The following is a 26,256-nucleotide window of genomic DNA, read 5'->3' on the forward strand; positions in this document are numbered from 1 at the left end:
CGGACATGGGCACGCGTCCCGCTTCCTCCTAGCGTGAGCTGCGGAAACGAAGGAGGAAGCGATGAAGGTCGCGATTCATGGGGCCAGCGGGTTCACTGGACGGCTCGCGGTGGCGGAGGTGCGGCGGCGCGGGTTCACGCCGGTGCTCGTCGGGCGGTCGGAGGAGCGGCTGCGGAGCGTCGCGGACGGCTCGGAGGCGGTCAGGGTGGCCGGGCTCGACGAGCCCGAGGCGCTCGCGGACGCGTTCGGGGACTGCGCGGTGGTGATCAACTGTGCGGGGCCGTTCACGGTGCTGGGGGAGCCGGTCATCCGGGCCGCGATCGCTGCCGGGGCGCACTACCTGGACACCACCGGGGAGCAGCACTACATCAAGAGGGTGCTCGACGGGGTGGGCGAGGAGGCCGTACGGGCCGGGGTGACGGTCGTGCCCGCCATGGCCGACGACGGCGGGCCGGGGGACATGATCGCGCACCTGGTCGCCGAGCAGGTGAGGGCCGCGGGGGTCGCCGAGGTGCTGATCGCGGACCTGCGGGGGCGCGGGGCGGCGTCGCGGGGGACGGCCCGGTCGATGGCGGCGGTGTTCGAGCAGGGGCCGCTGGCGTACACGGACGGGCAGTGGCACCCGGCTGCGGTGGACGGCGGCACCGGCGGAGACGTGAACCCCGCTCCGGCCACCGTGCCGGGGGAGGAAGGTGGAGTGCCCGTCGCCGTGTTCGCGCTGCCCGGCGTGGTGACCATCCCCCGGCACGTGCGCGCCCGGCGCGTGCGGAGCGTGGTCCGTACCGAGGTGGCGGCCATGTTCTCCGCGCTGAGGCCCGAGGTCGTGGACAGTGTCCCGGAGATCCCGGACGAGGCGGCCAGGCTCGCCTCGCGCTGGCTGATGCTGGCCGAGGCGACCGGCGAGGACGGGAAGCGGGCGCGGGGCTGGGTGACGGGCCTCGACGGCTACGGGATGACGGCGGTGATCGCCGTCGAGGGGGCGCGCCGCCTCGTCGCGGACGGCGCGCCGGCGGGTGCGCTGACGCCCGCGCAGGCCTTCGACCCGGCCTCCTTCCTCGACCACCTCACCGCCCACGGCGTCACCTGGCAGGTCACCCCGGCCTGACACCGCGGGATCACCCCCGCTTGCCGTAGTGCTATACGTGGGTATAGCTTCCTGTTCACAGAAATAGCCTGCTGTACCCATGAACAGGAGCTGGTCACGGTGAACGGACCGCTCGACCGCCGCCGGGAGGGCCGATGAACGCCGCTCCCGGCACCGGCACCCTCGCCCGCCTCGCGCTACGCCGCGAGCGGGGCATCGCCCCCTGGTGGATCCTGCTGGTCGTGGCCATGGCCCTGACGATGGTCGCCTACATCAACCGGGCCATGGCCACGTACCAGGACAAGCTCGCCTACCTCGACGTCATCGACCGCAGCGCCTTCCTGCACGCGCTCGGCGGCGGCGTCGTCGAGCCCCGGCTCGAGGTGCTGGCCACCTGGCGCAGCGGCGGCTTCCTCTACGTGGCGACCGCGTTCGCCGCCGTCATGTCCGTCATCCGCCACACCCGCAGGGAGGAGGACGCGGGCAGGAGCGAGCTGGTCCTGGCGGGCACGGTCGCCCGTCACGCCCCGCTGACCGCCGCCATGCTGGTCGCGGGCGGCGTCAGCCTGGCCGGTGGCCTGCTGGCCGCCGGCGCGCTGATCGCGGCAGGCCTCGAACCGGCCGGGTCGCTCACGTACGGCGCCGCCATCACCGTCGTCGGCTGGGTGTTCGGCGGCATCGCGGCCGTCGCCGCCCAGCTCGCCCGCAACGCCCCCACGGCCACCGCGATCGGCCTGACCGTCCTCGCCGCCGCGTACGTGCTGCGCTTCGCCGGCGACGCCACCGGGCAGCCGTGGCTGACGTACCTGTCGCCGGTGGGCTGGGGCCACCTCGTGCGGCCGTACCAGGAGGAGCGGTGGTGGCTGATCGGGCTGTGCGTCCTGGCGGCGGCCATCCTGTACGGCGCCGCGTACCGGCTGCTCGCCCGCCGCGACCTCGGCTCCGGCCTGCTGCCCGAGCGCCAGGGCCGGGAGTCGGCCCAGGAGTTGCGCGGCCCGGTCAGCCTGGCCTGGCGGCTGCACCGCGGGCTGCTGGCGAAGTGGGCGGCGGGGGTGGCGGTGTTCTCCGCGTTCGCGGGCGCGCTGAGCCCGCTGGCGCGGGACCTGATCTCCCGGCCGAGCGTCATCGTCGGCAACATCACGCAGTTCCTCGGCGTTCCCACGGGCGCGACGATGCTCGGCGGGTACGTCTGGTACCTGGTCCTGATCCTCGCCTACGCCGTCGCGCTCCACCCGGTGCTCATGACGCTGCGGCTGCGTTCGGAGGAGACCTCCGGACGCGCGGAGGCCCTGCAGGCCACCCCGATGACCCGCCTGCGCTGGGCGGGCGGCCACCTGCTCGTGGCCGCCCTCGGTACGGCGGGCCTGATGGCCGTCGCCGGGCTCGTGTTCGGCGTGCTCTACTCGCTGCTGGTCGGGGACCTGGCCACGGACCTGCCCGCCTTCCTGGGGGGCGCGCTGAGCACGGTCCCGGCGGCCTGGTGCGTGGGGGCGGTGTGCGTGCTGGCGTACGGGCTCGTGCCGCGCGCGAGCGTGGCGATCGGCTGGCTCGCCTGGATCCTGACGACCGGCCTGGGCCAGGTCGCGGGGCCGCTGTACGGGCTGTGGGGCGGCAGCCCGGCGGAGCCGTTCCACTACATCGGCAACCCGATGCTGGAGCCGCCCCTCCAGCCCGCCCCCACGGCGGGCCTGCTCGCGATCACGACCCTGCTCACGGCCGGCGGCCTGCTCGCCCTGCGCCGCCGCGACTTCGGCGCCGGATGAGGGCCGTACCGGCCTTGGCGCCTGAACTAGAACGCCACCTGACCCACCTGAATCACGTTCACCCGCGGATCCCCGAACAGGGTTTTCGCATTTTCGGGCCAGGTGGTGCTGATCATTCCGTACCACAGACCGGCCGCCGCGCTGTTTCGCAGTTCGCCTGGATCGATGCCGAACGAGGTCAGTGTGCTTTCGTCCTCCGTCTGCAGCAGTCCCGTCCATTTCCTGAAGGTCGAGGTGAGCGAATCCCTGATGTCGGGGTTGCAGTCGTCGAAGCCGCGAGCATTGCGGTGTCCGGAGTAGTCCCAGGATATCGGCAGGCCTCCGCCATGGGTGGGCGGGGAGAACAGGCCGACGTCCGGAATCCTTTCCAGAGTTGCCGCACCTCGCTTTCCTGCAGTGGTTCGGTGAATCCGACCACTATCGTCACCTTCAGGTCTTTCACCTGTGCGAGTTCGTCGAGGCGAGCCTCCGCCTCCGCCGTCGCCTGTTCCCGGGCTTCCGCGTCGAAGGACAGGGCGTGGATGGCTTCGGTGAGATTCCAGGCCGGCAAGTCCGGCAGGCTGACATCGCCGCCCTCGTGGGGCCGTAACTCCAGTACCTGGCGGCCGAACACCTCTGTGTGCGACCACGTCGGCCATCTGGGCTCGACCACGACACGAACGGCGTCCCGGTGTTCCAGCCGGGACCGGGAAGGCAGTTGCTCTTCATGTACGACGTGATAGTCGGGCCGGGCCACGGCCAACGCATTGACCCAGACGAGCGATCTGCGGTCAACGCTTTGCGGAATCGTGCCGGCGGAACAGCCCGCCGAGGTGAGGCAGGCGAGCAATAACGCCGAAACAACCACGCCTGCCACGCTCAGTGTCCCGGCTCGCGTAACAGGATTTCCCGATGGTGATGGGCAGTGGTGAGCGTCAGGCGCGGCGGCGGGCGCGGTAGGCGGCGACGTGCATGCGGTTGCCGCAGGTGCGGCTGTCGCAGTACACGCGGGACCGGTTGCGGGACTCGTCCACGAAGACGCGGTCGCAGTCGGGGGCCGAGCAGGTGCGCAGGCGTTCCGCCTCGCCTTCCACCAGCAGGTGGGCGAGGGCGACGCCGCAGTCGGCCGCCACGTGCTCCGCCAGGGTGGCGTCCGCGGCGAAGTAGTGGACGTGCAGGGGGTGGCCGTCGTGTTCCGTCAGGCGGGGGGTGATGCGGGTCTCGGCCAGCAGCGCGTTGAGGGTGCGGACGGCCGTCGGCTGGTCGGGGGCGGTGAAGACGCGGTGGAAGGCCTCGCGCACCATGCGGACCTGACCCAGGTCGCGGGCCGTGAGCGCGCCGACGCCGCTGATCTTGCGGGATTCCACGAACGTCTGCAACTCGGCCAGGCCGGACAGTCCTTCGTCGCCGCCGGTGGAGGGCGAGGTGTTGACCAGTTCGACAACGGTGGCCAGAGAATGCACCATGTCATGGCCAAACGGCATGTTGACTCCTGTCCGGGCCGGGTTCTAGCGTGGTCGCAGCGTATCTCCTGTACGGGGTTCGGGGGGTTTCCGTGAGCGCACATCGCCGTATCGTGCTGATCGCGATCGCCGGCGCGCTCATCATCTCCACCTCCGCTCCCCTCGTGCGGTTATCAGGTGTATCGCCTGCCACCTCGGCGTTGTTCCGGTGCGCGTACGCGGTGCCGCCCATGCTGCTGCTGGCCTGGGCGGAGCGGCGCAGGCTCGGGCCGCTGCCGCGCCGCGCGCTGCTGATGTCCTGGGCGGCGGGGGTGGTGTTCGCGCTCGACCTGCTGTTCTGGCATCACGCGATCGAGTACGTGGGCGCGGGGCTGGCGACCGTGCTGGGGAATCTGCAGGTGTTCATCGTGGCGTTCGCCGCCTGGGCGCTGTTCGGGGAGCGGCCGTCCACGCCGTTGATGATCGGGACGCCGGTCGTGTTCGCCGGGGTCGTGCTGATCTCCGGGGTGTTCGACAGCGCCGCCTACGGGAGCGCTCCGGGGCTGGGGGTGCTCGCGGGGGTGGCGACCTCCCTGTCGTACGCGGCGTACCTGCTGCTGCTCAAGGGCGGGTCCGACAGGGCAGCCGGGCCGCTCGCCCATGCGACGGTGGTGGCCACGGTGGCCATCGCCCTGCTCAGCCCGCTGTTCGGCGGCGCCGGATTCGTGCCGGAGTGGCCGGCGCACGGGTGGCTGCTGCTGCTCGCGCTGGGACCGCAGGTGCTGGGGTGGTCGCTGATCACGTACTCGCTGCCGCGCCAGCCCGCCGCGCTCACCTCGCTGCTGCTGCTCGTGCAGCCCATGTCCACGGTGGCCGTCGCCACGCTGGCCCTCGGCGAGCGGCCCTCGGCGCTGCAGCTCGCCGGATGCGCGGTGGTCGTGCTGGGGGTGCTGTACGGCTCCCGCCGGTCCCCGTCTCCTCGCCCGGCAGAGGCGGGGAAGACGGTGAGGGCCACCTGAGGGCCGCCGAGGGGTCGCCTGGGAGGAGGGGAGGGGAGAGCGGTGAGGGCCGCCTGAAGTGATACTCAGCCCGTTCTGGCCTGGGTGGAGCAGGACGAGCAGGTGCCGAAGACCTCGACCGTGTGGGTGATCTCGGTGAAGCCGTGCTCGCTGCCCACCGCCTCGGCCCACCGCTCGACGGCCGGCCCCGCCACCTCCACGGTGCGGCCGCACTGGCGGCACACCAGATGGTGGTGATGGGTGTCGGTCGCGCACGCGCGGTAGACGGACTCGCCGTCGTCGGTACGCAGCACGTCGACCTGGCCCTTGTCGGCCAGCGCCTGCAACGCCCGGTAGACGGTGGTCAGCCCGATCTTCGCCCCGTGCAGGCGCATCTCGGCATAGACGTCCTGCGCGCTACGGAAACCCTCGCTCTGGCGGAGGGTGTCGTGCACTGCATCGCGCCTCGTCGTCATGCGACCTCCTCGACGCGCAGCTTTGGTCGCTCGCTCAATGTCGACTCCTGGGTACGGCCTCGCCGTACGAATTTACCGACACCGAGGGCCAGGACGAAGCCGGCGAGCGCAAGAAGCACGATCGCGGCCCCCGGCGGGACCTTGGCGGAGTAGGTGGAGGCGAGCAGCCCGCCCACGGAGGCGAGCACGCCGAACAGCATGGCCAGCCCCATCGTGGTGCGGAAGCCGCGGGTGAGCTGCTGGCTGGTGGCCACCGGGATCACCATCAGCGCGCTGACGAGCAGCAGGCCGACCACCCGCATGGCGATGACGACGGTGAGGGCGGCGGTGACGGCGATGAGCAGGCTCAGGAAGCGCACCGGCAGGCCGCTGGCCTTGGCCATCTCCTCGTCCTGGCAGAGCACGAACAGCTCCCTGCCGAAGATCACGACGACCGCGATCACGGCGGCGGCCAGCGCGGCGATGACCCAGATGTCCTCGACGGTGACGCTGGCGATGGCGCCGAACAGGTAGGAGTTCAGCTTGGCGTTGCTGCCGCCGGGCGCGATGCCCATGAGCATGACGCCGCCGGCGATCCCGCCGTAGAACAGCAGCGCCAGCGCCACGTCGCCGCTGGTGCGCCCGCGCGCCCTGACCAGCTCGATGGCCACGGCGCCGGCGATGGACACCAGCACGGCGGTGAGCACGGGCGTGGTGCCGGTCAGGAAGCCGAGCGCCACGCCGGTCAGCGCGACGTGCCCGATGCCGTCGCCCAGCAGCGACAGCCGCCGCTGCACGATGAACGTGCCGACGGCCGGCGCGCAGAGCCCCACCAGCAGCGCCGCGATGAGCGCGAGCTGGAAGAGCTCCTCCTGGAGAAGTTCGAAGATCACCTTGGTTCCCCCTGCCACCCGGTGAGCGGGCCCCCCACGGGCTCCTCGGCGTGCGGGTGCTGATGCTCGTGCCCCGGCCTGGCGCAGTCGCCCTCAGGGCGGGGCGGCCGGCCGTCGTGGGCGATGCGACCCTCGCGGATCACCACGCCGCGCGTGATGATCGGCTCCAGCGGGCCCAGCTCGTGCGCCACCAGCACCACGGTCCTGCCGGCCTCGACCAGCCTGGCCAGCGTGTCGGCGAGCAGTTGCTGGGTCTCGGCGTCCACGCCCGCGGTGGGCTCGTCCATCACGTACGTGTCAGGCTCCCCGGCCAGCGCCCTGGCGATGAGCACCCGCTGCTGCTGCCCCCCTGACAGCGACTGCACGGGATCGCCCGCCCGGTCGGCGAGCCTGACGGCCTCCAGGGCGCTCGCCACGGCCGCCTTGTCGGCCGCGCTGGTCCTGCGGAACCGGCTCTGCCTGGCGATCCGGCCCGAGGCGACGACCTCGCGCACGGTCGCGGGCACGCCGCCGCCGACCTGGAGCCGCTGCGGCACGTAGCCGATGCGCCACCACTCGCGGAACCTGCCGGGCGGGGTGCCGTACACCAGGGTCTGGCCGCTGGTCAGCGGCGTGAGGCCGAGCAGCGTGCGGACCAGCGTCGACTTGCCCGAGCCGTTGGCGCCCAGAAGGGCGACGACCTCCCCGGGACAGACGGTCAGGTCGATCCCTCGAAGGACGGGCTTGCCATCGAAGGAGACCCGGCCGTCGGTCATCGCGAAGGCCGTTTCGCTCATGCCGTACACCCCAGTGCTGTTTGTAGTGTTTTGAGGTTATCGCGCATGGCGGACAGGTAATCCCCCGAGGGCTTGCCCTCCAGCGGGTCGAGCACGGCCGTCTTGGCTCCGACCTGGCTCGCGAGCACCTCGGCCACCTTGGGGCTGACCAGGGACTCGGTGAAGATCGTGGTGACGCCCTCGGCCTTGGCCAGCTTGGCCACCTCCGACAGGCGGGTGGGCGACGGCTCGGTCTCCGGGTCGAGCGTGATGCCGACCTGCTTGAGCTTGTACCGGTCGGCCAGGTAGCCGAACGCCTCGTGCGCGGTGACCAGCGTCTTGGTCTTGCAGGTGCTCAGCCCCTGCGTGAACTCCTGGTCGAGCGTGCCCAGCGTGGCGGCCGTCTTGGCGGCGCGGTCCCGGTAGCCCTGGGCGTGCGCGGGGTCGGCCGTGGCCAGGCGCTCACCGAGCTTGGTGGCGACGGTGGCCAGGCGGGAGGGGTCGAGCCAGAGGTGCGGGTCGTAGGACAGCTCCTCGTGCCCGTGCTCCTCCTCGGCGTGGCCCTCCTCCTCGGCGTGCTCGCCGGCGGGGATGGTGGTGACGGCGGTGGCGGCGTCGAAGCTCTTCTCCGCGTCCACGGCGTCGTCCACGGCCGGCTGGATGCCCTTGATGTAGACGGTGAGCGCGGCGTCCTTGAGCTCGGTGACCTGCTGGATGCTCAGCTCCAGGTCGTGCGGCTCGACGCCGGGCGCGGTCAGGCCGGTCACGGTCGCGTCGGATCCCCCGACCTGCTCGGTCAGCCACTGCAGCGGGTAGAACGCCGCCACGACCTCGGGCTTCCCGCCGGCAGCTCCGGAAGCGGTGGTGGCGGTCTGCGCGGATCCGGAGCCGGATCCGCAGGCGGCAGTGGCGGTGAGCAGGGCGGCTGCGGCCAGCACACCGACAGCCCTCGACCGGGAAAATCCTGACATCATGTGAGTCAGTATGCGTCGGAATGAAAATGGTTGTCAAAATCTGGGATGTGTTGGTGGGATGCCGGACGGCGGCTGGGGGCCAGGCGCGCCGCACGGCATCCCGTCATCACCCCGGTGATCGTGCGCCGGCAGAGCCGTTGCCGGCGCCCGAGGTGACGCCTGTGGGGGCCGGCCGCCGCTCGCCCGGGTAGACGTTCATCGAGTTGCCACGGGGGAACCCGATGAGCGTGAGCTCTGCTCCTCGGCCGGCTCGACCGCGAGCGACGACGGCGCCGAGACGGCGGCGGGTGCCGCCGCGCCGTCCATGACCGCCTTCTGCACCGGCTCGAACTGGCTCATTGCCCTCCATTCAGTATGCAATCTACGGTATTCCGAGCTAGACCGCACGAACAAGGTTCTCGTTCAGCAGGTCGCTCACCGCGTGGATCGCCCGCAGTGTGGGCACCTCCGCGCCGGTGAGGTCGGCCAGTTCGACCACCGCGGCCAGCAGCACGTCGAGTTCCAGCGGCTTGCCCTTCTCCAGGTCCTGGAGCGTTGAGGTCTTGTGCTCGCCCGCCTTCTCCGCGCCGCGCAGGCGGCGCTCGATGGAGATCCCCGGATCGCAGCCCACCCGCCTGGCCACGTCCACCGTCTCCCGCATCATGGCGACGACCAGCTCCCTGGCGCCGTCATGGCGGCAGATGCCCGCCATCGTGGCCCTGGCCAGCGCGCTGATCGGGTTGAAGGCGATGTTTCCCATGAGTTTGATCCAGACGTCCCGGCGGAGGTCGCGCTCCACCGGGCACTTCAGCCCGCCCTCGACGGCGGCCTGGCTGAAGCCGGCGCACCGCTCGGTCAGCGTGCCGTCAGGCTCGCCGATGGAGAAGCGGGTGCCTTCGAGGTGGCGGATGACGCCAGGCTCCTCGATCTCCGTGGCGGCGTAGACGACGCAGCCGATGGCACGGTGCAGGGGCAGCGCGGTCGTCACCGCGCCGCCGGGGTCGACACTCTCGATGCGGTAGCCCTCGTAGGGGCCCTTGAGCCCGTGGAAGTACCACCACGGGATGCCGTTCTGCGCGGCGATGATGCTGGTGGCCTCGTGCAGGAGCGGCTGGATCATGGGGCCCGCGGAGGCGTAGCTGTTCGCCTTGAGGCCCAGGAAGATGTGGTCCACCGGACCGACCTCGGTGGGGTCGTCGGTGGCATGGGGATGGGCGACGAAGTCGCCCCTGGGGGTGAGCACCCGCACACCAGCGCGGCGAATCGCCTCGAGGTGCGCGCCTCTCGCGATGAGGTGCACCTCGACTCCCGCCCTGTGGAGGGCGGCCCCCACGTATGCGCCGATGGCGCCGGCGCCAAGAACAGCGACCTTCATGCTGCGCTCCGTTCTCGCGTCGGATCGTGTATTCCGTATACAGTATGGAAAATCAGGGGTCAAGGAGCGTGCCTGTGGCCGTCACTGTCGCCGGGGCTGCCGGGGCCGGGGTGGGTGCGCGACGCGATCAGGAGGCCGGGAGCGGTGCCGGTGGGGGCACGACGGGCCCGGTTCGCCGTGGGGAGCGGCACCGGCGCCGGCCCCTCCGGACGGGCCGGCGAACAGATCGAACTGATCGAGTTGCCCTCTGGGGGGTAGACACACCCTTCGCTGGGGGGTAACCATTGCGTTCATACGGTATGCAGTATGCGGAAGACAGCATTTCGTCGCCGGGAAAGGGTGGCATGATGTCGGAAACGATCTCCGGTGGTCATCTCGTAGCCAAGGCACTCAAAGCCGAAGGCGTGGACGTGATCTACACGCTCTGCGGTGGCCACATCATCGATATCTACGACGGCTGCGTCGATGAGGGCATCGAGGTCATCGACGTACGCCACGAGCAGGTAGCCGCGCACGCCGCGGACGGGTACGCGCGCATCACCGGCAAGCCCGGCTGCGCCGTGGTCACCGCCGGCCCGGGCACGACCGACGCGGTCACCGGCGTGGCCAACGCCTTCCGGGCCGAGAGCCCGATGTTGCTCATCGGCGGGCAGGGCGCGCTGAGCCAGCACAAGATGGGCTCGCTGCAGGACCTGCCGCACGTCGACATGATGACCCCGATCACCAAGTTCGCGGCCACGGTGCCCAGCACGGAGCGGGTGGCCGACATCGTGTCGATGGCCTTCCGCGAGTGCTACCACGGCGCGCCGGGGCCGTCGTTCCTGGAGATCCCGCGTGACGTGCTCGACGCGAAGGTGCCGATCGAGAAGGCACGCATCCCCACGGCCGGCCAGTACCGGGCCTCCACCCGGCAGGCGGGCGACCCGGAGGCCGTCGAGCGGCTGGCCGACATGCTGGCGCACGCCGAGAAGCCGTGCATCCTGCTCGGCAGCCAGGTCTGGACCTGCCGGGCGACCGACGCGGCCATCGACTTCGTGCGCTCGCTGAACGTGCCCGCGTACATGAACGGCTCCGGCCGCGGCACGCTCCCGCCGGGCGACCCGCACCACTTCCAGCTCAGCCGCCGGTACGCCTTCACCGAGGCCGACCTCATCATCATCGTCGGCACCCCGTTCGACTTCCGGATGGGCTACGGCAAGCGCCTGTCGCCGACCGCGAAGGTCGTCCAGATCGACCTCGACTACCGCACCGTCGGCAAGAACCGGGACATCGACCTGGGCATCGTCGGCGACGCCGGCCTCATCCTCGCCGCCGCCGCCCAGGCGGCCAGCGGCCGCATCGAGAACGGCGCCGCCCGCCGCAAGGAGTGGCTGGAGGAGCTGCGCAACGTCGAGACCCAGGCCTACGAGAAGCGGCTGCCCCGCCAGCTCTCCGGCGCCCAGCCCATCGACCCCTACCGCCTCGTCCACGAGATCAACGAGTTCCTCACCGAGGACACCATCTACATCGGCGACGGCGGCGACATCGTCACCTTCTCCGGCCAGGTCGTGCAGCCCAAGTCGCCCGGCCACTGGATGGACCCGGGCCCGCTCGGCACGCTCGGCGTCGGCATGGCCTTCGCGATGGCCGCCAAGCAGGCGCGGCGCGACAAGGAGGTGCTCTGCCTGTTCGGCGACGGCGCCTTCAGCCTGACCGGCTGGGACTTCGAGACGATGGTCCGCTTCGACCTGCCGTTCATCGGCGTCATCGGCAACAACTCCTCGATGAACCAGATCAGGTACGGCCAGGCCGCCAAGTACGGCGAGGACCGCGCCCGCGTCGGCAACACCCTCGGCGACATCCGCTACGGCGAGTTCGCCAAGCTGCTGGGCGGCTACGGCGAGGAGGTCCGCGACCCCGCCGAGATCCGCCCGGCGCTGGAGCGGGCCCGCCAGTCGGGCAAGCCCTCGCTGATCAACGTCTGGGTCGACCCAGAGGTGTACGCCCCCGGAACCATGAACCAGACCATGTACAAGTAGGGGAAAACGCAGAGATGAAGGCTCTCGAAGGTGTCCGCGTCCTCGACATGACCCACGTGCAGTCGGGCCCGTCCGCCACCCAGATGCTCGCCTGGCTGGGCGCCGACGTGGTCAAGCTGGAGGCCCCCACCGGCGACATCACCCGGCAGCAACTGCGCGACCTGCCCGACGTCGACAGCCTCTACTTCACGATGCTGAACTGCAACAAGCGCAGCATCACCCTCAACATGAAGAGCGAGCGCGGCAAGGAGATCTTCACCGAGCTGGTGAAGAGCGCCGACATCCTGGTGGAGAACTTCGGTCCCGGCGCGGTGGATCGCATGGGCTTCCCCTGGGAGCGCCTCCAGGAGCTCAACCCCCGCCTCATCTACGCCTCGATCAAGGGCTTCGGCCAGGGCCGGTACGCCAAGTTCAAGGCGTACGAGGTGATCGCCCAGGCCATGGGCGGCTCGATGAGCACCACGGGCTTCGAGGAGGGCCCGCCGCTGGCCACGGGCGCGCAGATCGGCGACTCGGGCACCGGCATCCACGCGGTCGCCGGCATCCTGGCCGCCCTCTACCAGCGCGAGCAGTCGGGGCGCGGGCAGCGCGTACAGGTGGCCATGCAGCACGCCGTGCTGAACCTGTGCCGCGTCAAGCTGCGCGACCAGCAGCGCCTGGCGCACGGGCCGCTGCGCGAGTACCCGAACAAGACGTTCGGCGACGAGGTGCCGCGATCCGGCAACGCCAGCGGCGGCGGCCAGCCTGGCTGGGCGGTGCGCTGCGCCCCCGGCGGCCCGAACGACTACATCTACGTCATCGTGCAGCCGGTCGGCTGGAAGCCGATCGCGAACATCATCGGCCGCCCCGAGCTGGCGGAGGACCCCGAGTGGGCGACGCCGGAGGCGCGGCTGCCGAAGCTGGACAAGATGTTCCAGCTCATCGAGGAGTGGACGATCCGCCACGACAAGTGGACGGTGCTGGACCGGCTCAACGCCGAGAACATCCCGTGCGGGCCGATCCTGTCCACCAAGGAGCTGGTGGAGGACGAGAGCCTGCAGCAGGAGGGCATCGTCGTCAAGGTCGAGCACCCCACGCGCGGCGAGTTCGTGACGGTGGGCAGCCCCCTGCAGCTCTCGGACTCCCCGGTGGACGTACGGACCCCGCCGCTGCTGGGCGAGCACAACCAGGAGATCTACGGCGAGCTCGGTGTCAGCGCGGACGAGCTGGCTGAACTCAAGACGAACGGAGTCATCTAAGTGGCCGCCAGGGAAGTCATCGAGAAGGCACTCGCCGAAGGGCGTAACGCCCTGACGGCTCCGGAGGGCCGCGAGCTGTGCCAGGCGTACGGCATCGCCACCCCGGGCGAAGGGCTGGCCACCTCGGCGGACGAGGCGGCGCGGCTGGCGGGGGAGATCGGGCTCCCGGTCGTGCTGAAGATCGTCTCGCCCGACATCCTGCACAAGACCGACGCCGGCGGCGTGCTGGTCGGCCTGAGGAGCGAGGAGGAGGTGCGGCAGGGGTACGAGACGATCCTGGCCAACGCCCGCGCCTACAACCCCGACGCGAAGATCGACGGCATCCAGGTGCAGCAGCTCGTCGGCGGCGGCCACGAGGTCATCGTGGGAGCGGTCACCGATCCCACCTTCGGCAAGGTGATCGCGTTCGGCCTCGGCGGCGTCCTGGTCGAGGTGTTGAAGGACGTGACCTTCCGACTTGCCCCGGTTTCGGGTGATGATGCGCTCAGGATGCTGGACGACATCAGGGCAGCCGAGGTGCTGCGCGGTGCTCGCGGGGCCGAGCCCGCGAACAGGCAGGCGCTGGCGAGCTTGATCGAGCGCGTCGGCAGGCTCGTCACGGACATCCCCGAGATCGTCGAGGTGGACCTCAACCCCGTCTTCGCCGACGCGAACGGCGCGGTCGCCGCCGACGTGCGCATCCTCATCGGAGAGCCGCAGCCCGAGGTCGAGCGGCTGCCGCGCGAGGAGATCCTGCGGCAGATGAAGCGCATCTTCAAGCCGCGCTCCGTCGCCGTGATCGGCGCCTCGGCCGAGACCGGCAAGATCGGCAACTCGGTCATGAAGAACCTCATCAACGGCGGCTACCAGGGGCAGATCTACCCGATCAACCCCAAGGCCGACGAGATCATGGGGCTCAAGGCGTACAAGAGCGTCGCGGACGTGCCCGGCGACGTGGACGTGGCCGTCTTCGCGATCCCCGCCAAGTTCGTCGCCGCCTCGCTGGAGGAGGTCGGCGAGAAGGGCGTCGCGGGCGCGATCATGATCCCGTCCGGGTTCGCCGAGACCGGGAACGTCGAGGGCCAGAAGGAGATCGTCGAGATCGCCCGCAGGCACGGCGTGCGCATGCTCGGCCCCAACATCTACGGCTACTACTACACGCCGGAGAACCTCTGCGCGACCTTCTGCACCCCGTACGACGTGCGCGGCAGCGTGGCGCTGACCTCCCAGAGCGGCGGCATCGGCATGGCCATCCTGGGCTTCAGCCGCACCACCAAGATGGGCGTCTCGGCCATCGTCGGCGTCGGCAACAAGGCCGACGTGGACGAGGACGACCTGCTGACCTTCTTCGAGCAGGACGACAACACCAAGGCCGTGGCCATGCACCTGGAGGACCTCAAGGACGGGCGCGGCTTCGTCGAGGCCGCCCGCCGCGTGGTCAAGGAGAAGCCGGTCATCGTGCTCAAGGCCGGGCGCACCGCGATGGGCGCGCGGGCCGCGGGCTCGCACACCGGCGCGCTGGCCGGCGACGACAAGGTCTACGACGACATCCTGCGCCAGGCCGGCGTGGTGCGCGCACCCGGCCTCAACGACATGCTGGAGTACGCCCGCGCGCTGCCGATCCTGCCGGCGCCCAAGGGCGAGAACGTCGTCATCATCACCGGCGCGGGCGGCTCGGGCGTGCTGCTGTCCGACGCCATCGTGGACGCGGGGCTGACCCTCATGGACATCCCCGACGACCTGGACAAGGCGTTCCGCGCCTACATCCCGCCGTTCGGCGCGGCGGGCAACCCCATCGACATCACCGGCGGCGAGCCACCCTCGACCTACGAGAACACGGTCCGCCTCGGCCTGAGCGACGAGCGCATCCACGCGCTCGTCCTGGGCTACTGGCACACGATCGTGACGCCGCCGATGGTCTTCGCCGAGCTCATCGCCCGCGTGGTGGCGGAGGAGCGGGCGAAGGGCAACGTCAAGCCGGTCGTGGCGTCACTGGCCGGCGACACCGAGGTTGAGGAGGCCAGCGAGTACCTGTTCGAGCATGGCGTGGTCGCGTACCCGTACACGACGGAAAAGCCCGTGGCGGTCCTCGGTGCCAAGTACCGCTGGGCCAGGGCGGCCGGGCTGCTGGGCTAAGAGCCGAGCTCCAGCAGCACCAGGCGAGGGGGCAATTCGGGGCGCAGAGGAAGGCAACAACCCCCCAGGAGGTCCGTAGGTGGACACATCGAATACACCACCGGCGACGGCCACGCCGCCGGTCGAGGATCAACGAGTATGGAAAGCGGGCCGGCTCGAGCCGATGCCCATCAGGAAGCTCCCCGACGCGCCTCCCTCGGTGCACATTCTCGGGCCGACGGTGTTCCTCGTCGCCCTGGGCGTGGGCATGGGCGAGTCGTACATGTGGCCCCGGCTGGTGCTGCTGTTCGGGCCCGAGATCAGGTGGCTGTTCCTGATCGGCGTCACCCTGCAGGCCGTGGTGATGCTGGAGATGGCCCGCTACGCCATGGCCACGGGGGAGAGCATCTTCTCCGGCGCGGCCAGGGTGTTCAAACCGCTGATGTGGTTCTTCTTCATCGTGGCGATCGCCGTCTACATCTGGCCGGGACACCTGTCGGCCGGAGCGGCGGCGTTCGAGGAGATCACCGGAATACCCTGGATGGTGACCGCGATCGCCGGGTTGATCCTCGTCGGCGTGGTCTTCACCCTCGCCAAGGTGATCTACAACCTGCTCGAGAACGTGCTCTCCCTGCTGATCGGTGCGCTCGTGCTCGGCACCGCCGTGGTCGCGGCCATGGTCGGCTCCTGGGGAGACGTGGTCACCACGATCACCGGCATGTTCTCCATCGGCTACCTGCCGGCGGAGGCCATGACGGCCGCCTGGTTCCCCGTCATCGTCGGCGCCTGCGCCTTCGCCGGCCCCTCGGGCATGCAGCAGATGTGGTACACGCTGCACCTGCGTGACTCCGGCGCCGGCATGGGCGCGCACCAGCCGAAGATCCGCGGGCTGCGCCACGCGGGCGAGGAGGAGGAGCGGCCGTCCCGCGGGTTCATGTTCGACACCGAGGACCCGGCCGAGATGGCCAAGTGGAAGGGCTGGCGGCGCTGGGTCACCTTCGACGCGCTGCTGCTGTTCTGGGGCATCACCATGCTGGTCACGATCTCCTTCACGGTGATCGCGCAGGCGGCGGTGCGGCTCGACCCGGCCGTGCGGACGGCCATTCAGGGCGACGACCGGGAGGTGGCGCTGACCGCGATGTCGAACGCCGTCTCCTCGGCGGGCAGCTCGGTTCTCGGGGTCGTGTTCCTCGGGTTCATCGCGCTGATCGGCCTGAACGCGACGCTGGGGCTGTTCGACTCGTTCTCGCGCGGCCAGGCGGACATGACCTACAACTTCGTCCCCGGGGCGAAGAAGCTGGGCATGTCGAAGCTGTACGCCGTCTTCCTCTGGGGCGTGATCCTGTTCGGCATCCTGGTCCTGCTGTTCGGCCCCGCCGACGGTCCCAGCGGGATCCTGGACACGCTGGCGTTCCTGTCGACGTTCGCGATGGGCGCGTACTGCGTGACCCTGCTCCTGGTGAACAACCGCATGCTGCCCAAGCCGATCAGGCCCAGGTGGTGGTCGAACGTCATCATCGGCTTCGGCGCGGTGTTCTACCTGGGGATGCTGCTCTACAGCCTGTTCGCCTACGGTGTGGTCGTGGGCTGATGGTCGGACGGCACAGCCTCGAACTCGCCCTGCCAGGGGCGTCTATCGGAGCCGTCGCCGGAGCCATGGCCGGTGGGCTGACCCTGCTCGCGGGGCAGTCCACCGGCATGGCGGGGCTCGCGGCGCTGGCGCTGGCCACGCCGCTGGCCCTCTTCGGCGGTCTCTACAGCATGCTGCTCGGCCACGGCGTCTTCCGCCCTGGCACCTTCGGCCCCGTCGGCCTGTACTGGATGGCCGCCTTCCCGGTGTCCAGGCTGGCCCAGGAGATCCTGGCCCCGACGGGCGGCCTGCTCGAAGGAGTGGGGCCGTTCCTGGCGTACCAGGCGATGATCGCCCTCGGCTTCGCGATCGGCTTCCTGTGGGTGCACGAGCGGTTCATGCCGCACTGGCTCATGCGCAGGGCCGGCGACAACCCGCTCGCCGGGGAACTGCTCGAGAAGTACCTCCGCTTCGCCCGGATCGTCGGCGCGCGCAAGAGCGCCCGTAAGAGTGCAGGGAAGAGTGCAGGGAAGGGGGGCAGGTAGATGGTCCCGGCGATGGATCTGCCGTTCTGGGTCTGGGCCGCCACCATCGGCGGCTTCTGCCTGGTGCTCGCGCTCGACTTCTGGCTCGTGGCCCGCAATCCGCACGAGCCCAGCTTCAAGGAGTGCGTGGGCTGGGTCTCGTTCTACGTGGGCCTGGCCGTGGTCTTCGGCGTGGGCCTGCTCCTGCTGTCCGGGCCGGCGCACGGAGGGGAGTTCTTCGCCGGCTGGATCACCGAGTACTCGCTCAGCGTGGACAACCTCTTCGTCTTCCTGCTGATCATGAGCCGGTTCCAGGTGCCGCGGCAGTACCGGCAGAAGGTACTGCTCATCGGCATCATCCTGGCGCTGGTCATGCGTGGCGGCTTCATCGCCGTCGGCGCGGAGGCCGTCGCCAGGTTCGACTGGCTCTTCTACGTGTTCGGCGCCTTCCTCGTCTACACGGCGTGGAAGCTGATCGGGCACGAGGAGGAGGAGGCGGAGTTCTCCGAGAACATCGCCCTGCGCACGGTGCGCCGGGTGCTGCCGACGACGGACACCTACCACGGCGCCCGGCTGACCGTGCACCACGGGCGCAGGATGGTCACCCCGATGCTGATCGTGATGGTCGCGATCGGGACCACCGACCTGCTGTTCGCGCTGGACTCGATCCCGGCCATCTTCGGGCTCACCAAGGAGCCCTACCTGGTGTTCACCGCCAACGCCTTCGCCCTCATGGGGCTGCGGCAGCTGTTCTTCCTCATCGGGGGCCTGCTCGACCGGCTGGTCTACCTGAGCAAGGGGCTGTCGGTGGTGCTGGCGTTCATCGGCGTGAAGCTGATCCTGGAAGCCCTGCACCACGACGGGGTGTCCTGGGCGCCGGAGATCCCGATCCTGGTTTCTCTCGGGATCATCCTCGGCACTCTCGCCGTCACCACGGTCCTCAGCTTGGTGAAGTCGTCTCGCGACGCCAAGAGGAAGGTGGAGGAGCCGGAAACCGCCGATCGCTGAACGGGCCGCGCGCGGGGGCCGGTGGCTGCTTGTGGGTGGCCGCCCCCCTGCCGCGGCTCAGTGACGCGGTTGCTCGCGGACCTCGCGCTCCTGCTGCGCGCTCCACTGGCGCAGGTAGCGGTCCGCCTCGTCCGCTGAGTAGTGCTTCCTGAGCGCTGCGCTCAGGCCGAGGCCGATGGCTCGGCCGTCCGCCGCCTGGCCCAGAGGATCACCACGGAGAAAGCGCCACAACGCCTTCACGGTCATACACCTCCGATCGGTATGGCTCCCACCCTCTACCCGGGGTGTTTCGGAGCATGTGGATTTCTGTGAACGTCAGGTCAACCGGGCCGGTGGGTCACCCGAGCCGGCGGGGCCTGCGGCGGCGCGCCGGCTTGGGCGCGGGCTCCGCGGGCTCGCCCTCCCGCTGCTCCATGTACGAGGCGCGGGTGTGCTCGGTGTGCTCCCGCATGATCTTCGCGGCCTTGCGCTCGTCGCCGGCCTCGATGGCGTCGATCAGCGCCTTGTGCTCGTCCCACGACGCCATGCCGCGCTGGCGGGCCACCGGCGTGTGGTACCAGCGCACCCGCCTGGCCACCTGGGCGGCCAGCTCGGCCAGCACCTTGTTGCCCGACAGCGCCGTCACCAGGGTGTGCAGCTCGGAGTTGGTCGCCACGGCGCCGTCCACGTCGTCGGACTGCACGGCGGCGATGCCGCGGGCGCACAGGGCGCGCAGCCGCTTCACGCCGTCCTCGCCGGCGTGAAGCGCGGCGAGCCGGGCGGACTCGGTCTCCAGCAGCGTGCGGACCGCGAGGAGCTGGTCGGCCTCCTCCACGGTGGGCACGTGCACGAACGCGCCCTGGCCCGGGTGGAGATCCACCCAGCCCTCGCCGCTGAGCTGCTGGAGCGCCTCACGTACGGGCTGCCTGGAGACGCCGAGCAGCTCGGCCAGCTCGCTCTCGACCAGATGCTGGCCGGGCTTGAGCTGGCCGGAGACGATGAGCTCCTGGATGGCCTCGATCACGCTCTCCCTGAGCGTGGCGGGGCGGGGAATCTTGGGGGCCGCCGTCTGACCGGCCTGATCCGACAGCAACATGGTGACGTCTCCAGGTATGGGTGCTTTTACGGTTTTTGGTCGACTGCCTACAGCATACCGTCTGGGGGTTATCCGCGTTCGTGAGTCTCGTCACAGAGCGTCGCGTCACAGCCCGTTGTGTTACAGGGAGTCGCCCTCTGGGCTGGGACGGTGTCACAGCGGGATCGTGGCGGGCAGGCCCGGGATGCGCAGGCGCGGCGTCGCCAGGGCGGGCAGGGCCGCCAGCGCGGCCGCGGCCAGCAGGGCGCCGCCGGGGGCGGTCAGCGCGGTGAGGGCCAGGGACACCGCCACCACGCCCGCCACGGCCTTGGCGCTGTAGACGACCGCGTGGATCTCGGTGGCGCGTTCGGTGCCGAACAGCTCGCGTACGAGGCTGGCGAGCAGGGGGTAGAACGCCCCGCCGCCCAGCCCGGCCGCCACCGCCCCGAGCCACAGCAAGGGGGTGCCCACCGTCGCCTCCGGCACGGCGACGGCCGTCCCCTGCGCCTGCGCCGCGTTCTGGACGGCCACCGCCAGGAGGACCTGGCCCAGCGCCAGCGCGCCGAAGACGCCCGCGAGGACCCGGCGGCGGCCGAAGAGCTCGGCCGCGCGCATGGCCACCGACCTGCCCGCGCCGTTCAGCGCCACCAGCAGGGCCAGCGCGCCCCAGGCGCCGGTGCCCGCCACCACGATCACGTCGAACACGGACACCGCTCCCGCGCACACCAGCATCAGCGCGAGCGCCGGGAGCGTGCGCGTGCGCAGCGCCTGCGCGAGCCCGAACTGCTTGACCGCCTCCGGGGAGGTACGCAGCCGGGCCGCGTCCAGGGCGTGCGTGCGCGGGTCCACGTCGCCGGGCCACCACTGGGCCGGCGGGAGCCGGAGGTGGCGGGCGGCGGCGGCGATGGCGGCCGTGGCCAGCACGGCGCAGACCAGGAAGGCGGCCGGGGCCATGCTCGGCGCGATCCCGGCCCAGAGCAGCAGGGGCACCGCGCCGTACCCGAAGGCGCCGGTGATCAGGCCGACGCGGGCGGCCGGGCGCTCCGGGTACCAGGAGGAGACGACCTCGCCGCAGACCCCGTAGACCAGCCCCGCCCCCAGCCCGCCGAGCACGGCGTAACCGGCGAGCGTGAGGAGCCCGCCGGTGGAGAGCAGCGCCGCCAGGTCGCCGGCGCCCGGCATCAGGGCGGGCAGGCCGGCGGCGCCCGGCGCCGACGGGCCGTTACCTGGCACCGGCCCGGACGGGCCGGAGACACCGGGCGCCAGGGCCGCGGTGACCAGGCCGAGGCCGCTCAGGACGGCGCCGGCCGACAGGCAGGCGCGCACGCCGAGCCGCCCCCGCCGGACGAGGTGGAGCGCGGGCAGGGCACCCGCGGCCTGGCAGGCGATCCAGATCGCGAGCAGGGTCAGCCCGGAGGCCTGCCTGGCGTGCAGCGCGGCGTAGCCGTACTGGAGCGGGCTGATCGCCGCCATCGCGGCCAGGGCCAGCCGGAACATGCGGGTGCGGTCGGCGGGGACCGGCCCCGGACGGTACGACCGCCCCCGCCAGTCCTTAATTGCATTCTCCATACTGTATGGAATATCCCGCTATACAGACCCCTGTCGAGACCCTAGACGGAGGATACTCCATACGGTATACCGTCTACAAAGGAGGCTCGAATGGACCTGTACGAATACCAGGCGAAGGAGCTCTTCGGGCGTCACGGGATCCCTGTTCCCGCAGGCCGGACCGCGGCCACCCCGGCCGAGGCCCGCGAGATCGCGGCAGGGCTGGGCACGCCCGTTGTCATCAAGGCCCAGGTGAAGACCGGTGGACGGGGCAAGGCAGGCGGGATCAGACCGGCGGCGGGGCCGGTCGCGGCCGAGGCGGAGGCCGATCGCGTCATCGGAATGGACATCAAGGGGCACATCGCGCGCCGCGTGCTGGTGGAGGCCGCGACGGTGCCGTTCGAGGAGTACTACGCGGCCTTCCTGGTGGACCGCGCCGAGGGCGGGTTCCTGGCGATGGTGTCGGGCCAGGGCGGCATGGAGATCGAGGAGCTGGCGGCCACCGACCCCGACGCCCTCGTGAAGCTGCCGATCGACCCCGTGACGGGCGTGGACGCCGACACGGCCAAGCTGCTGGCGGCCAAGGCCGGCCTGCCCGAGCAGGCGGCCCCGGTGCTGGAGAAGCTGTGGCGGGTCCTGATCGAGGAGGACGCGCTGCTCGTCGAGGTGAACCCGCTGATCTGCACCACCGACCAGCGGATCGTGGCGCTCGACGGCAAGGTCACCCTGGACGACAACTCGGCCTTCCGCCACTCCTGGGAGGGCTACGCCGAGAGCACGGACAGCTTGGAGGACCGCGCCAAGGCCAAGGGGCTCAACTACGTCAAGCTGAACGGCACGGTCGGCGTGATCGGCAACGGCGCCGGGCTGGTCATGAGCACGCTCGACGTGGTGGCCGGGGCGGGGGCCGATCCCGCGAACTTCCTCGACATCGGCGGCGGCGCGTCCGCCCAGGTCATGGCCGACGGGCTGGAGATCATCCTGGCCGACCCCGACGTGCGCTCGGTGCTGGTCAACGTCTTCGGCGGCATCACGGCCTGCGACGCGGTGGCGAACGGCATCGTCACCGCGCTGGAGCTGCTCGGCGAGCGCGGCCACGGCACGCCCATCGTCGTACGGCTGGACGGCAACAACGCCGAGGTGGGCCGGCGCATCCTCAGCGATGCCCGCCACCCGGCGGTCCGCCAGGTCGCAACCATGGACGGCGCCGCCGAGATGGCGGCCAGACTCGCGGCAGGTGCGTAAATGGCGATCTTTCTGACCAAGGACAGCCGGGTACTCGTCCAGGGCATGACGGGCGCGGAGGGCACCCGCCACACCGCCCGCATGCTCGCCGCCGGTACCGACATCGTGGCCGGGGTGACGCCCGGCAAGGGCGGCCGGTCGGTGGACTTCGGGGAGCGCACGGTGCCGGTGTTCGGCTCGGTCGCCGAGGCGGCGGCGGAGACCGGGGCCGACGTGTCGGTGATCTTCGTGCCGCCGCGCTTCACCGCCTCGGCCGTGGAGGAGGCCGTGACGGCGGAGGTGCCGCTCTGCGTGGTGATCACGGAGGGCGTGCCGGTGCACGACGCCGTGCGCTTCCGCGCGCTGGCGGGCGGCCGGACCAGGATCATCGGGCCCAACTGCCCCGGCCTGATCAGCCCCGGCCAGTCCTCGGCCGGCATCATCCCCGCCGACATCACCTCCGCGGGCCGCATCGGGCTGGTCTCGAAGTCGGGCACGCTGACCTACCAGCTCATGTACGAGCTGCGCGACCTCGGCTTCTCCACCGCCGTCGGCATCGGCGGCGACCCGGTCATCGGCACCACGCACATCGACTGCCTGCAGGCGTTCCAGGACGACCCGGGCACCGACGCCATCGTGATGATCGGGGAGATCGGCGGCGACGCCGAGGAGCGCGCCGCCGCCTACATCGCCGCGAACGTCACCAAGCCGGTCGTGGCCTACGTGGCGGGCTTCACCGCCCCCGAGGGCAAGACGATGGGCCACGCGGGCGCGATCGTCTCCGGCTCGTCCGGCACCGCCCAGGCCAAGAAGGAGGCCCTGGAGGCGGTCGGCGTGCGGGTCGGCAGGACCCCCTCGGAGACCGCCCGGCTCATGCGATCGGTGCTGTCATGAGATTCGACGTCAACCTCTCCATCCTCTTCACCGACCTGCCGCTGCTGGAGCGCCCGGCGGCGGCGGCCAAGTGCGGGTTCGACGCGGTCGAGCTGTGGTGGCCGTTCGACGGCCCTGACCCCGGCGGCGCGGCCCTGGCGGAGCTGCGGCAGGCCATCGAGGAGGCCGGGGTGCGCCTCGTCGGGCTCAACTTCGACGCCGGCGACATGGCGGCGGGCGAGCGCGGCCTGCTGGCGAGGCCCGAGGGCTCGGCCCGCTTCCAGGCCAACATCGACGTCGCCGTCCAGCTCGCCGGCGAGCTGGGCTGCCCGGTGCTGAACGCCCTGTACGGCAACGGCCCCGGCACCGACAGGGAGCTGGCCGTGGCGAACCTGCGCAGGGCGGCGGACGCGGCCAGGGGCATCGGCGCCACCGTGGTCGTCGAGGCGCTCAACTCCCACGAGAACCCGCTCTACCCGATCACCTCGGCGGGCTCGGCGTTCGAGCTCATCGACCAGGTGGGCAGGGACAACGTGGCGTTCCTGGCCGACCTCTACCACCTGCACCGGATGGGCGAGGACGTGCTCGCGCTCATCGACCGGCACGCGGGCCGGTTCGGGCACGTGCAGATCGCCGACGATCCCGGCAGGGGGCGGCCGGGGAGCGGGCGGATGCCGTACCCGGAGATCTTCGCGCACCTGGAGGCGGCGGGGTACCGCGGCCACGTCGGCCTGGAGTACCGGCACGAGGGGCCGGGCGCGTTCGACTGGAGGCAAGGATGAACATCGGGTTCGTCGGCTTGGGGATCATGGGCAGCCCGATGGCCGCCAACCTCCTCAAAGCCGGATATGTCGTGACCGGTTATGACGTGAGCAGCGAGCGCCTCGGGCAGCTCGTCGCCCTGGGCGGCAAGGCCGCCACGGGCGTGGTGGACGCGGTCGCCGGCGCGGACGTCGTGATCACGATGCTGCCCGACTCGCCGCAGGTGGAGCAGGTCGCGCCGCTCGTCATCGAGTACGGCAAGCCGAACCTCCTCTACATCGACATGAGCACGATCAAGCCCGAGACCTCCCGGTGGGTGGCCAGGCGGGCCGCGGAGGCCGGCGTACGGGCCCTGGACGCCCCCGTCAGCGGCGGCGAGCGCGGCGCGATCGACGGCACCCTGTCGATCATGGTCGGCGGCGCGCCGGAGGACGTCGAGGCGGCCAGGCCCGTCCTGGACCGCCTCGGCGTCACCGTCGTGCACGTCGGCCCGGCCGGCGCGGGCCAGACCGTCAAGGCCGCCAACCAGCTCGTCGTCGGCGGCATCTACGGGCTCGTGTCGGAGGCGATCGTGCTGCTGGAGGCCTCGGGCGTGGACCCGGCACAGGGGCTCGACGTGCTGGCCGGCGGCCTGGCGGGCTCCCGGATCCTGGAGCTCAAGCGGCACACCATGGTCAAGCGGGAGTTCGTCCCCGGCTTCCGCATCGACCTGCACCACAAGGACATGGGCATCGCCCTGGCCGCGGCCCGCGAGGCCGGCGTCAGCCTGCCGCTCACCGGTCAGGTCGCCCAGCTCGTGGCCGCGGCCAGGGCGCAGGGCCACGGCTCGCTCGACCACTCCGCCCTGCTCAAGGTGATCGAAAGGCTGAACGCGTGAAGAAGATCCCCTGCATGGAGGCCGTGGTCCAGGTGCTGGAGTCGGAGGGGGTGGACACCGTCTTCGGCATCCCCGGCGCGGCCATCCTCCCGCTCTACGCCGCGCTCCAGAACAGCTCGATCCGGCACATCACCGTACGCCACGAGGAGGGCGGCACCCACGCGGCCGACGGCTGGGCCAGGGTCACCGGGAACGTCGGCGTCTGCATCGGCACCAGCGGCCCCGCCGGCACGAACATGATCACCGGCCTCTACACCGCGCTGGCCGACTCGATCCCGATGATCTGCGTCACCGGGCAGGCCGTGACCTCCAAGCTGCACCAGGAGGCGTTCCAGGCGGTGGACATCGTGGAGATCGCCAAGCCGGTGACCAAGTGGGCGGTGCAGCTCAAGGAGCCCGCGCAGGCGCCGTGGCTGTTCAGGGAGGCGTTCAGGATCGCCCGGTCAGGACGGCCCGGCCCCGTGCTCATCGACCTCCCGCTCGACGTCCAGCGCGGTTCCTGCCGGTACGACCCCGCGCTGGACGCGCCGCTGCCCGTCGAGGTGCCCCGCCCGCTGCCCAAGGCAGTCCGGGCGGCCATGGACCTCATGGAGGAGGCCAGGCGGCCGATCATCCTGGCGGGCGGTGGCGTGATCATCGGCGACGCCACCGAGGAGCTGCGGGCGCTGGCCGAGCACCTGCAGGTCCCGGTGCAGGTCACGCTCATGGGCAAGGGGGCCTTCCCCGAGGACCACCCGCTGTTCGCCGGGATGGCCGGCATACAGACGCAGACGCGGTGGGGCAACGCCGCGTTCCTGGAGAGCGACCTGGTGCTGGCCGTGGGCGCCCGCTTCGGCGACCGGCACACCGGCGACCTCGACGTCTACCGGCGGGGGCGCAAGTTCGTGCACGTGGACATCGACCCCATGCAGATCGGACGGGTCTTCGAGCCCGACCTGGGCGTGCTCGGGCACGCCCGCCCGGTGCTGGCCGAGCTGCGCGACGAGGCGCGCCGGCGCGGCGGGCCGAGGGAGCCGGGCAAGTGGCCGCGCAGGGTGGCCGAGCTGCGCGGCACGATGGGCCGCAGGGACGACTTCGAGGACGTGCCGATCAAGCCGCCCAGGGTGTTCAAGGAGATCAACGAGTACTTCCCGCGGGACACCACGTTCGTCACCGCGATCGGGCTGTACCAGATCTGGTCCGGCCAGTTCCAGACCACCTACCTGCCGCGCCGCTACCTGGTCTGCGGGCAGGCGGGGCCGCTGGGCTGGGAGGTGCCCGCCGCCATGGGGGTCAAGCTGGCCCATCCCGAGCGGCAGGTCGTGGCGGTGGTCGGCGACTACTCCTTCCAGTTCCTGATGGAGGAGGTGGCGGTGGCGGCGCAGTACCGGGTGCCGTTCGTCATCGTCATGATCAACAACGAGTATCTGGGGCTGATCAGGCAGGCGGAGCTCCCGTACGGCATGAACTACGCCGTCGACCTGCACTACGGGGAGGGCGGCATCGACCATGTCATGGCCATGGAGGCGTTCGGCTGCCCGGCGCGCCGGGTGGAGCTGCCCGGCGACATCCGGGACGCGCTGGCCTGGGCCGCCGCCGAGGCCGCGGACAAGAGGCTGCCGGTGCTGGTGGAGGTGATGGTGGAACGCGAGGCGAACGCCGCCATGGGCCCATCGCTGGAGTCCGTCAAGGAGTTCGAGCCGCTGCCCGAGCTCATCACCGCCGACTGGTCCGACTGAGATCCGAACGGGATGCGACCGCGATCTGATCGAATCCGACCAAGATGCGAC

At 71.0% G+C, this 26,256-nt stretch carries 25 protein-coding genes; 14 read left to right on the top strand and 11 right to left on the bottom strand.

Annotated elements, in window-relative coordinates; all coding sequences use genetic code 11:
* The first annotated feature begins 61 nt into the window (after window positions 1-61).
* Window positions 62-1,105 carry a saccharopine dehydrogenase NADP-binding domain-containing protein gene (locus AB0I79_RS12125; RefSeq protein WP_357870756.1) on the top strand — a complete coding sequence of 348 codons (1,044 nt, stop codon included), beginning with the start codon at window positions 62-64 and terminating at the stop codon, window positions 1,103-1,105.
* A gap of 134 nt (window positions 1,106-1,239) precedes the next feature.
* A complete protein-coding gene (locus AB0I79_RS12130) occupies window positions 1,240-2,847 on the top strand; it encodes a polyketide antibiotic transporter (protein WP_357870759.1) in 1,608 nt (535 codons plus the stop codon).
* A 178-nt stretch (window positions 2,848-3,025) separates the two neighbouring features.
* On the opposite strand, the gene AB0I79_RS12135 is transcribed toward AB0I79_RS12130, so the two are convergent.
* Complete coding sequence (locus tag AB0I79_RS12135) at window positions 3,026-3,703, bottom strand: hypothetical protein (protein ID WP_357870763.1); 678 nt, start codon at window positions 3,701-3,703, stop codon at window positions 3,026-3,028.
* 58 nt (window positions 3,704-3,761) lie between these two features.
* Window positions 3,762-4,310, bottom strand: coding sequence for a CGNR zinc finger domain-containing protein (locus AB0I79_RS12140; RefSeq protein ID WP_357870766.1), 549 nt, complete (start codon window positions 4,308-4,310; stop codon window positions 3,762-3,764).
* 71 nt (window positions 4,311-4,381) lie between these two features.
* Between AB0I79_RS12140 and AB0I79_RS12145 the strand changes: the two genes are divergently transcribed.
* Complete coding sequence (locus AB0I79_RS12145) at window positions 4,382-5,287, top strand: DMT family transporter (protein WP_357870769.1); 906 nt, start codon at window positions 4,382-4,384, stop codon at window positions 5,285-5,287.
* A gap of 65 nt (window positions 5,288-5,352) precedes the next feature.
* Here AB0I79_RS12145 and AB0I79_RS12150 read toward each other — a convergent pair whose 3' ends face one another.
* The 6 genes from AB0I79_RS12150 to AB0I79_RS12175 form a co-directional block, all read right to left on the bottom strand.
* A complete protein-coding gene (locus AB0I79_RS12150) occupies window positions 5,353-5,742 on the bottom strand; it encodes a transcriptional repressor (protein WP_357870772.1) in 390 nt (129 codons plus the stop codon).
* Window positions 5,739-6,611 carry a metal ABC transporter permease gene (locus tag AB0I79_RS12155; RefSeq protein ID WP_357871643.1) on the bottom strand — a complete coding sequence of 291 codons (873 nt, stop codon included), beginning with the start codon at window positions 6,609-6,611 and terminating at the stop codon, window positions 5,739-5,741. Before AB0I79_RS12155 ends, AB0I79_RS12150 begins: the two co-directional genes overlap by 4 nt.
* On the bottom strand, window positions 6,611-7,390 hold the full coding sequence (locus AB0I79_RS12160) for a metal ABC transporter ATP-binding protein (protein WP_357870775.1): 780 nt from the start codon (window positions 7,388-7,390) through the stop codon (window positions 6,611-6,613). The genes AB0I79_RS12155 and AB0I79_RS12160 overlap by 1 nt, the downstream gene beginning before the upstream one ends.
* Entirely contained in the window at window positions 7,387-8,343 is a 957-nt protein-coding gene (locus AB0I79_RS12165) for a metal ABC transporter substrate-binding protein (RefSeq protein ID WP_357870778.1), read from the bottom strand. The genes AB0I79_RS12160 and AB0I79_RS12165 overlap by 4 nt, the downstream gene beginning before the upstream one ends.
* Window positions 8,344-8,538: 195 nt before the next feature.
* Window positions 8,539-8,682 (bottom strand): hypothetical protein, encoded by a 144-nt coding sequence (locus tag AB0I79_RS12170; RefSeq protein WP_357870781.1) that lies wholly within the window; start codon window positions 8,680-8,682, stop codon window positions 8,539-8,541.
* A 37-nt stretch (window positions 8,683-8,719) separates the two neighbouring features.
* On the bottom strand, window positions 8,720-9,697 hold the full coding sequence (locus AB0I79_RS12175) for a 2-dehydropantoate 2-reductase (RefSeq protein ID WP_357870783.1): 978 nt from the start codon (window positions 9,695-9,697) through the stop codon (window positions 8,720-8,722).
* A gap of 344 nt (window positions 9,698-10,041) precedes the next feature.
* Here AB0I79_RS12175 and AB0I79_RS12180 point away from each other — a divergent pair, with 344 nt between their 5' ends.
* The 6 genes from AB0I79_RS12180 (at window position 10,042) to AB0I79_RS12205 (ending at window position 18,149) form a co-directional block, all read left to right on the top strand.
* Complete coding sequence (locus AB0I79_RS12180; protein ID WP_225272759.1) at window positions 10,042-11,715, top strand: thiamine pyrophosphate-binding protein; 1,674 nt, start codon at window positions 10,042-10,044, stop codon at window positions 11,713-11,715.
* 14 nt (window positions 11,716-11,729) lie between these two features.
* Entirely contained in the window at window positions 11,730-12,953 is a 1,224-nt protein-coding gene (gene frc / locus AB0I79_RS12185; RefSeq protein ID WP_357870786.1) for a formyl-CoA transferase, read from the top strand.
* Window positions 12,954-15,068 (top strand): acetate--CoA ligase family protein, encoded by a 2,115-nt coding sequence (locus AB0I79_RS12190; protein ID WP_357870789.1) that lies wholly within the window; start codon window positions 12,954-12,956, stop codon window positions 15,066-15,068.
* Window positions 15,069-15,231: 163 nt separating this feature from the next.
* Entirely contained in the window at window positions 15,232-16,638 is a 1,407-nt protein-coding gene (locus AB0I79_RS12195; RefSeq protein ID WP_357870791.1) for an Nramp family divalent metal transporter, read from the top strand.
* A 65-nt stretch (window positions 16,639-16,703) separates the two neighbouring features.
* A complete protein-coding gene (locus AB0I79_RS12200) occupies window positions 16,704-17,162 on the top strand; it encodes a hypothetical protein (RefSeq protein WP_357870794.1) in 459 nt (152 codons plus the stop codon).
* 12 nt (window positions 17,163-17,174) lie between these two features.
* Window positions 17,175-18,149: a TerC family protein gene (locus tag AB0I79_RS12205; RefSeq protein ID WP_357870796.1), complete on the top strand. Its 975-nt coding sequence runs from the start codon at window positions 17,175-17,177 to the stop codon at window positions 18,147-18,149.
* A gap of 57 nt (window positions 18,150-18,206) precedes the next feature.
* Here AB0I79_RS12205 and AB0I79_RS12210 read toward each other — a convergent pair whose 3' ends face one another.
* The 3 genes from AB0I79_RS12210 to AB0I79_RS12220 form a co-directional block, all read right to left on the bottom strand.
* Entirely contained in the window at window positions 18,207-18,395 is a 189-nt protein-coding gene (locus AB0I79_RS12210; RefSeq protein ID WP_357870799.1) for a hypothetical protein, read from the bottom strand.
* Between the two features lie 91 nt (window positions 18,396-18,486).
* Window positions 18,487-19,224 (bottom strand): GntR family transcriptional regulator, encoded by a 738-nt coding sequence (locus AB0I79_RS12215; RefSeq protein ID WP_357870801.1) that lies wholly within the window; start codon window positions 19,222-19,224, stop codon window positions 18,487-18,489.
* Window positions 19,225-19,377: 153 nt separating this feature from the next.
* Entirely contained in the window at window positions 19,378-20,772 is a 1,395-nt protein-coding gene (locus AB0I79_RS12220; protein WP_357870804.1) for a hypothetical protein, read from the bottom strand.
* 90 nt (window positions 20,773-20,862) lie between these two features.
* On the opposite strand from AB0I79_RS12220, the gene sucC reads away from it, so the two are divergent.
* From sucC to gcl, 5 genes are read left to right on the top strand one after another with little or no spacing between them, the layout of a single operon-like run.
* Window positions 20,863-21,996, top strand: a complete 1,134-nt coding sequence (gene sucC, locus AB0I79_RS12225) for an ADP-forming succinate--CoA ligase subunit beta (protein ID WP_357870807.1) — start codon at window positions 20,863-20,865, stop codon at window positions 21,994-21,996.
* Window positions 21,997-22,869, top strand: coding sequence for a succinate--CoA ligase subunit alpha (gene sucD / locus AB0I79_RS12230; RefSeq protein WP_357870810.1), 873 nt, complete (start codon window positions 21,997-21,999; stop codon window positions 22,867-22,869). It begins immediately after the preceding gene.
* Entirely contained in the window at window positions 22,866-23,630 is a 765-nt protein-coding gene (locus tag AB0I79_RS12235) for a TIM barrel protein (protein ID WP_357870813.1), read from the top strand. The genes sucD and AB0I79_RS12235 overlap by 4 nt, the downstream gene beginning before the upstream one ends.
* Window positions 23,627-24,487 (top strand): NAD(P)-dependent oxidoreductase, encoded by an 861-nt coding sequence (locus AB0I79_RS12240; RefSeq protein WP_357870816.1) that lies wholly within the window; start codon window positions 23,627-23,629, stop codon window positions 24,485-24,487. The genes AB0I79_RS12235 and AB0I79_RS12240 overlap by 4 nt, the downstream gene beginning before the upstream one ends.
* A complete protein-coding gene (gene gcl, locus AB0I79_RS12245) occupies window positions 24,484-26,205 on the top strand; it encodes a glyoxylate carboligase (RefSeq protein ID WP_357870819.1) in 1,722 nt (573 codons plus the stop codon). Before AB0I79_RS12240 ends, gcl begins: the two co-directional genes overlap by 4 nt.
* The last annotated feature ends 51 nt before the right edge of the window (window positions 26,206-26,256 follow it).

Origin of the sequence: Nonomuraea sp. NPDC050202 (genome assembly GCF_040656115.1) — a bacterium.
Classification (GTDB): domain Bacteria; phylum Actinomycetota; class Actinomycetes; order Streptosporangiales; family Streptosporangiaceae; genus Nonomuraea.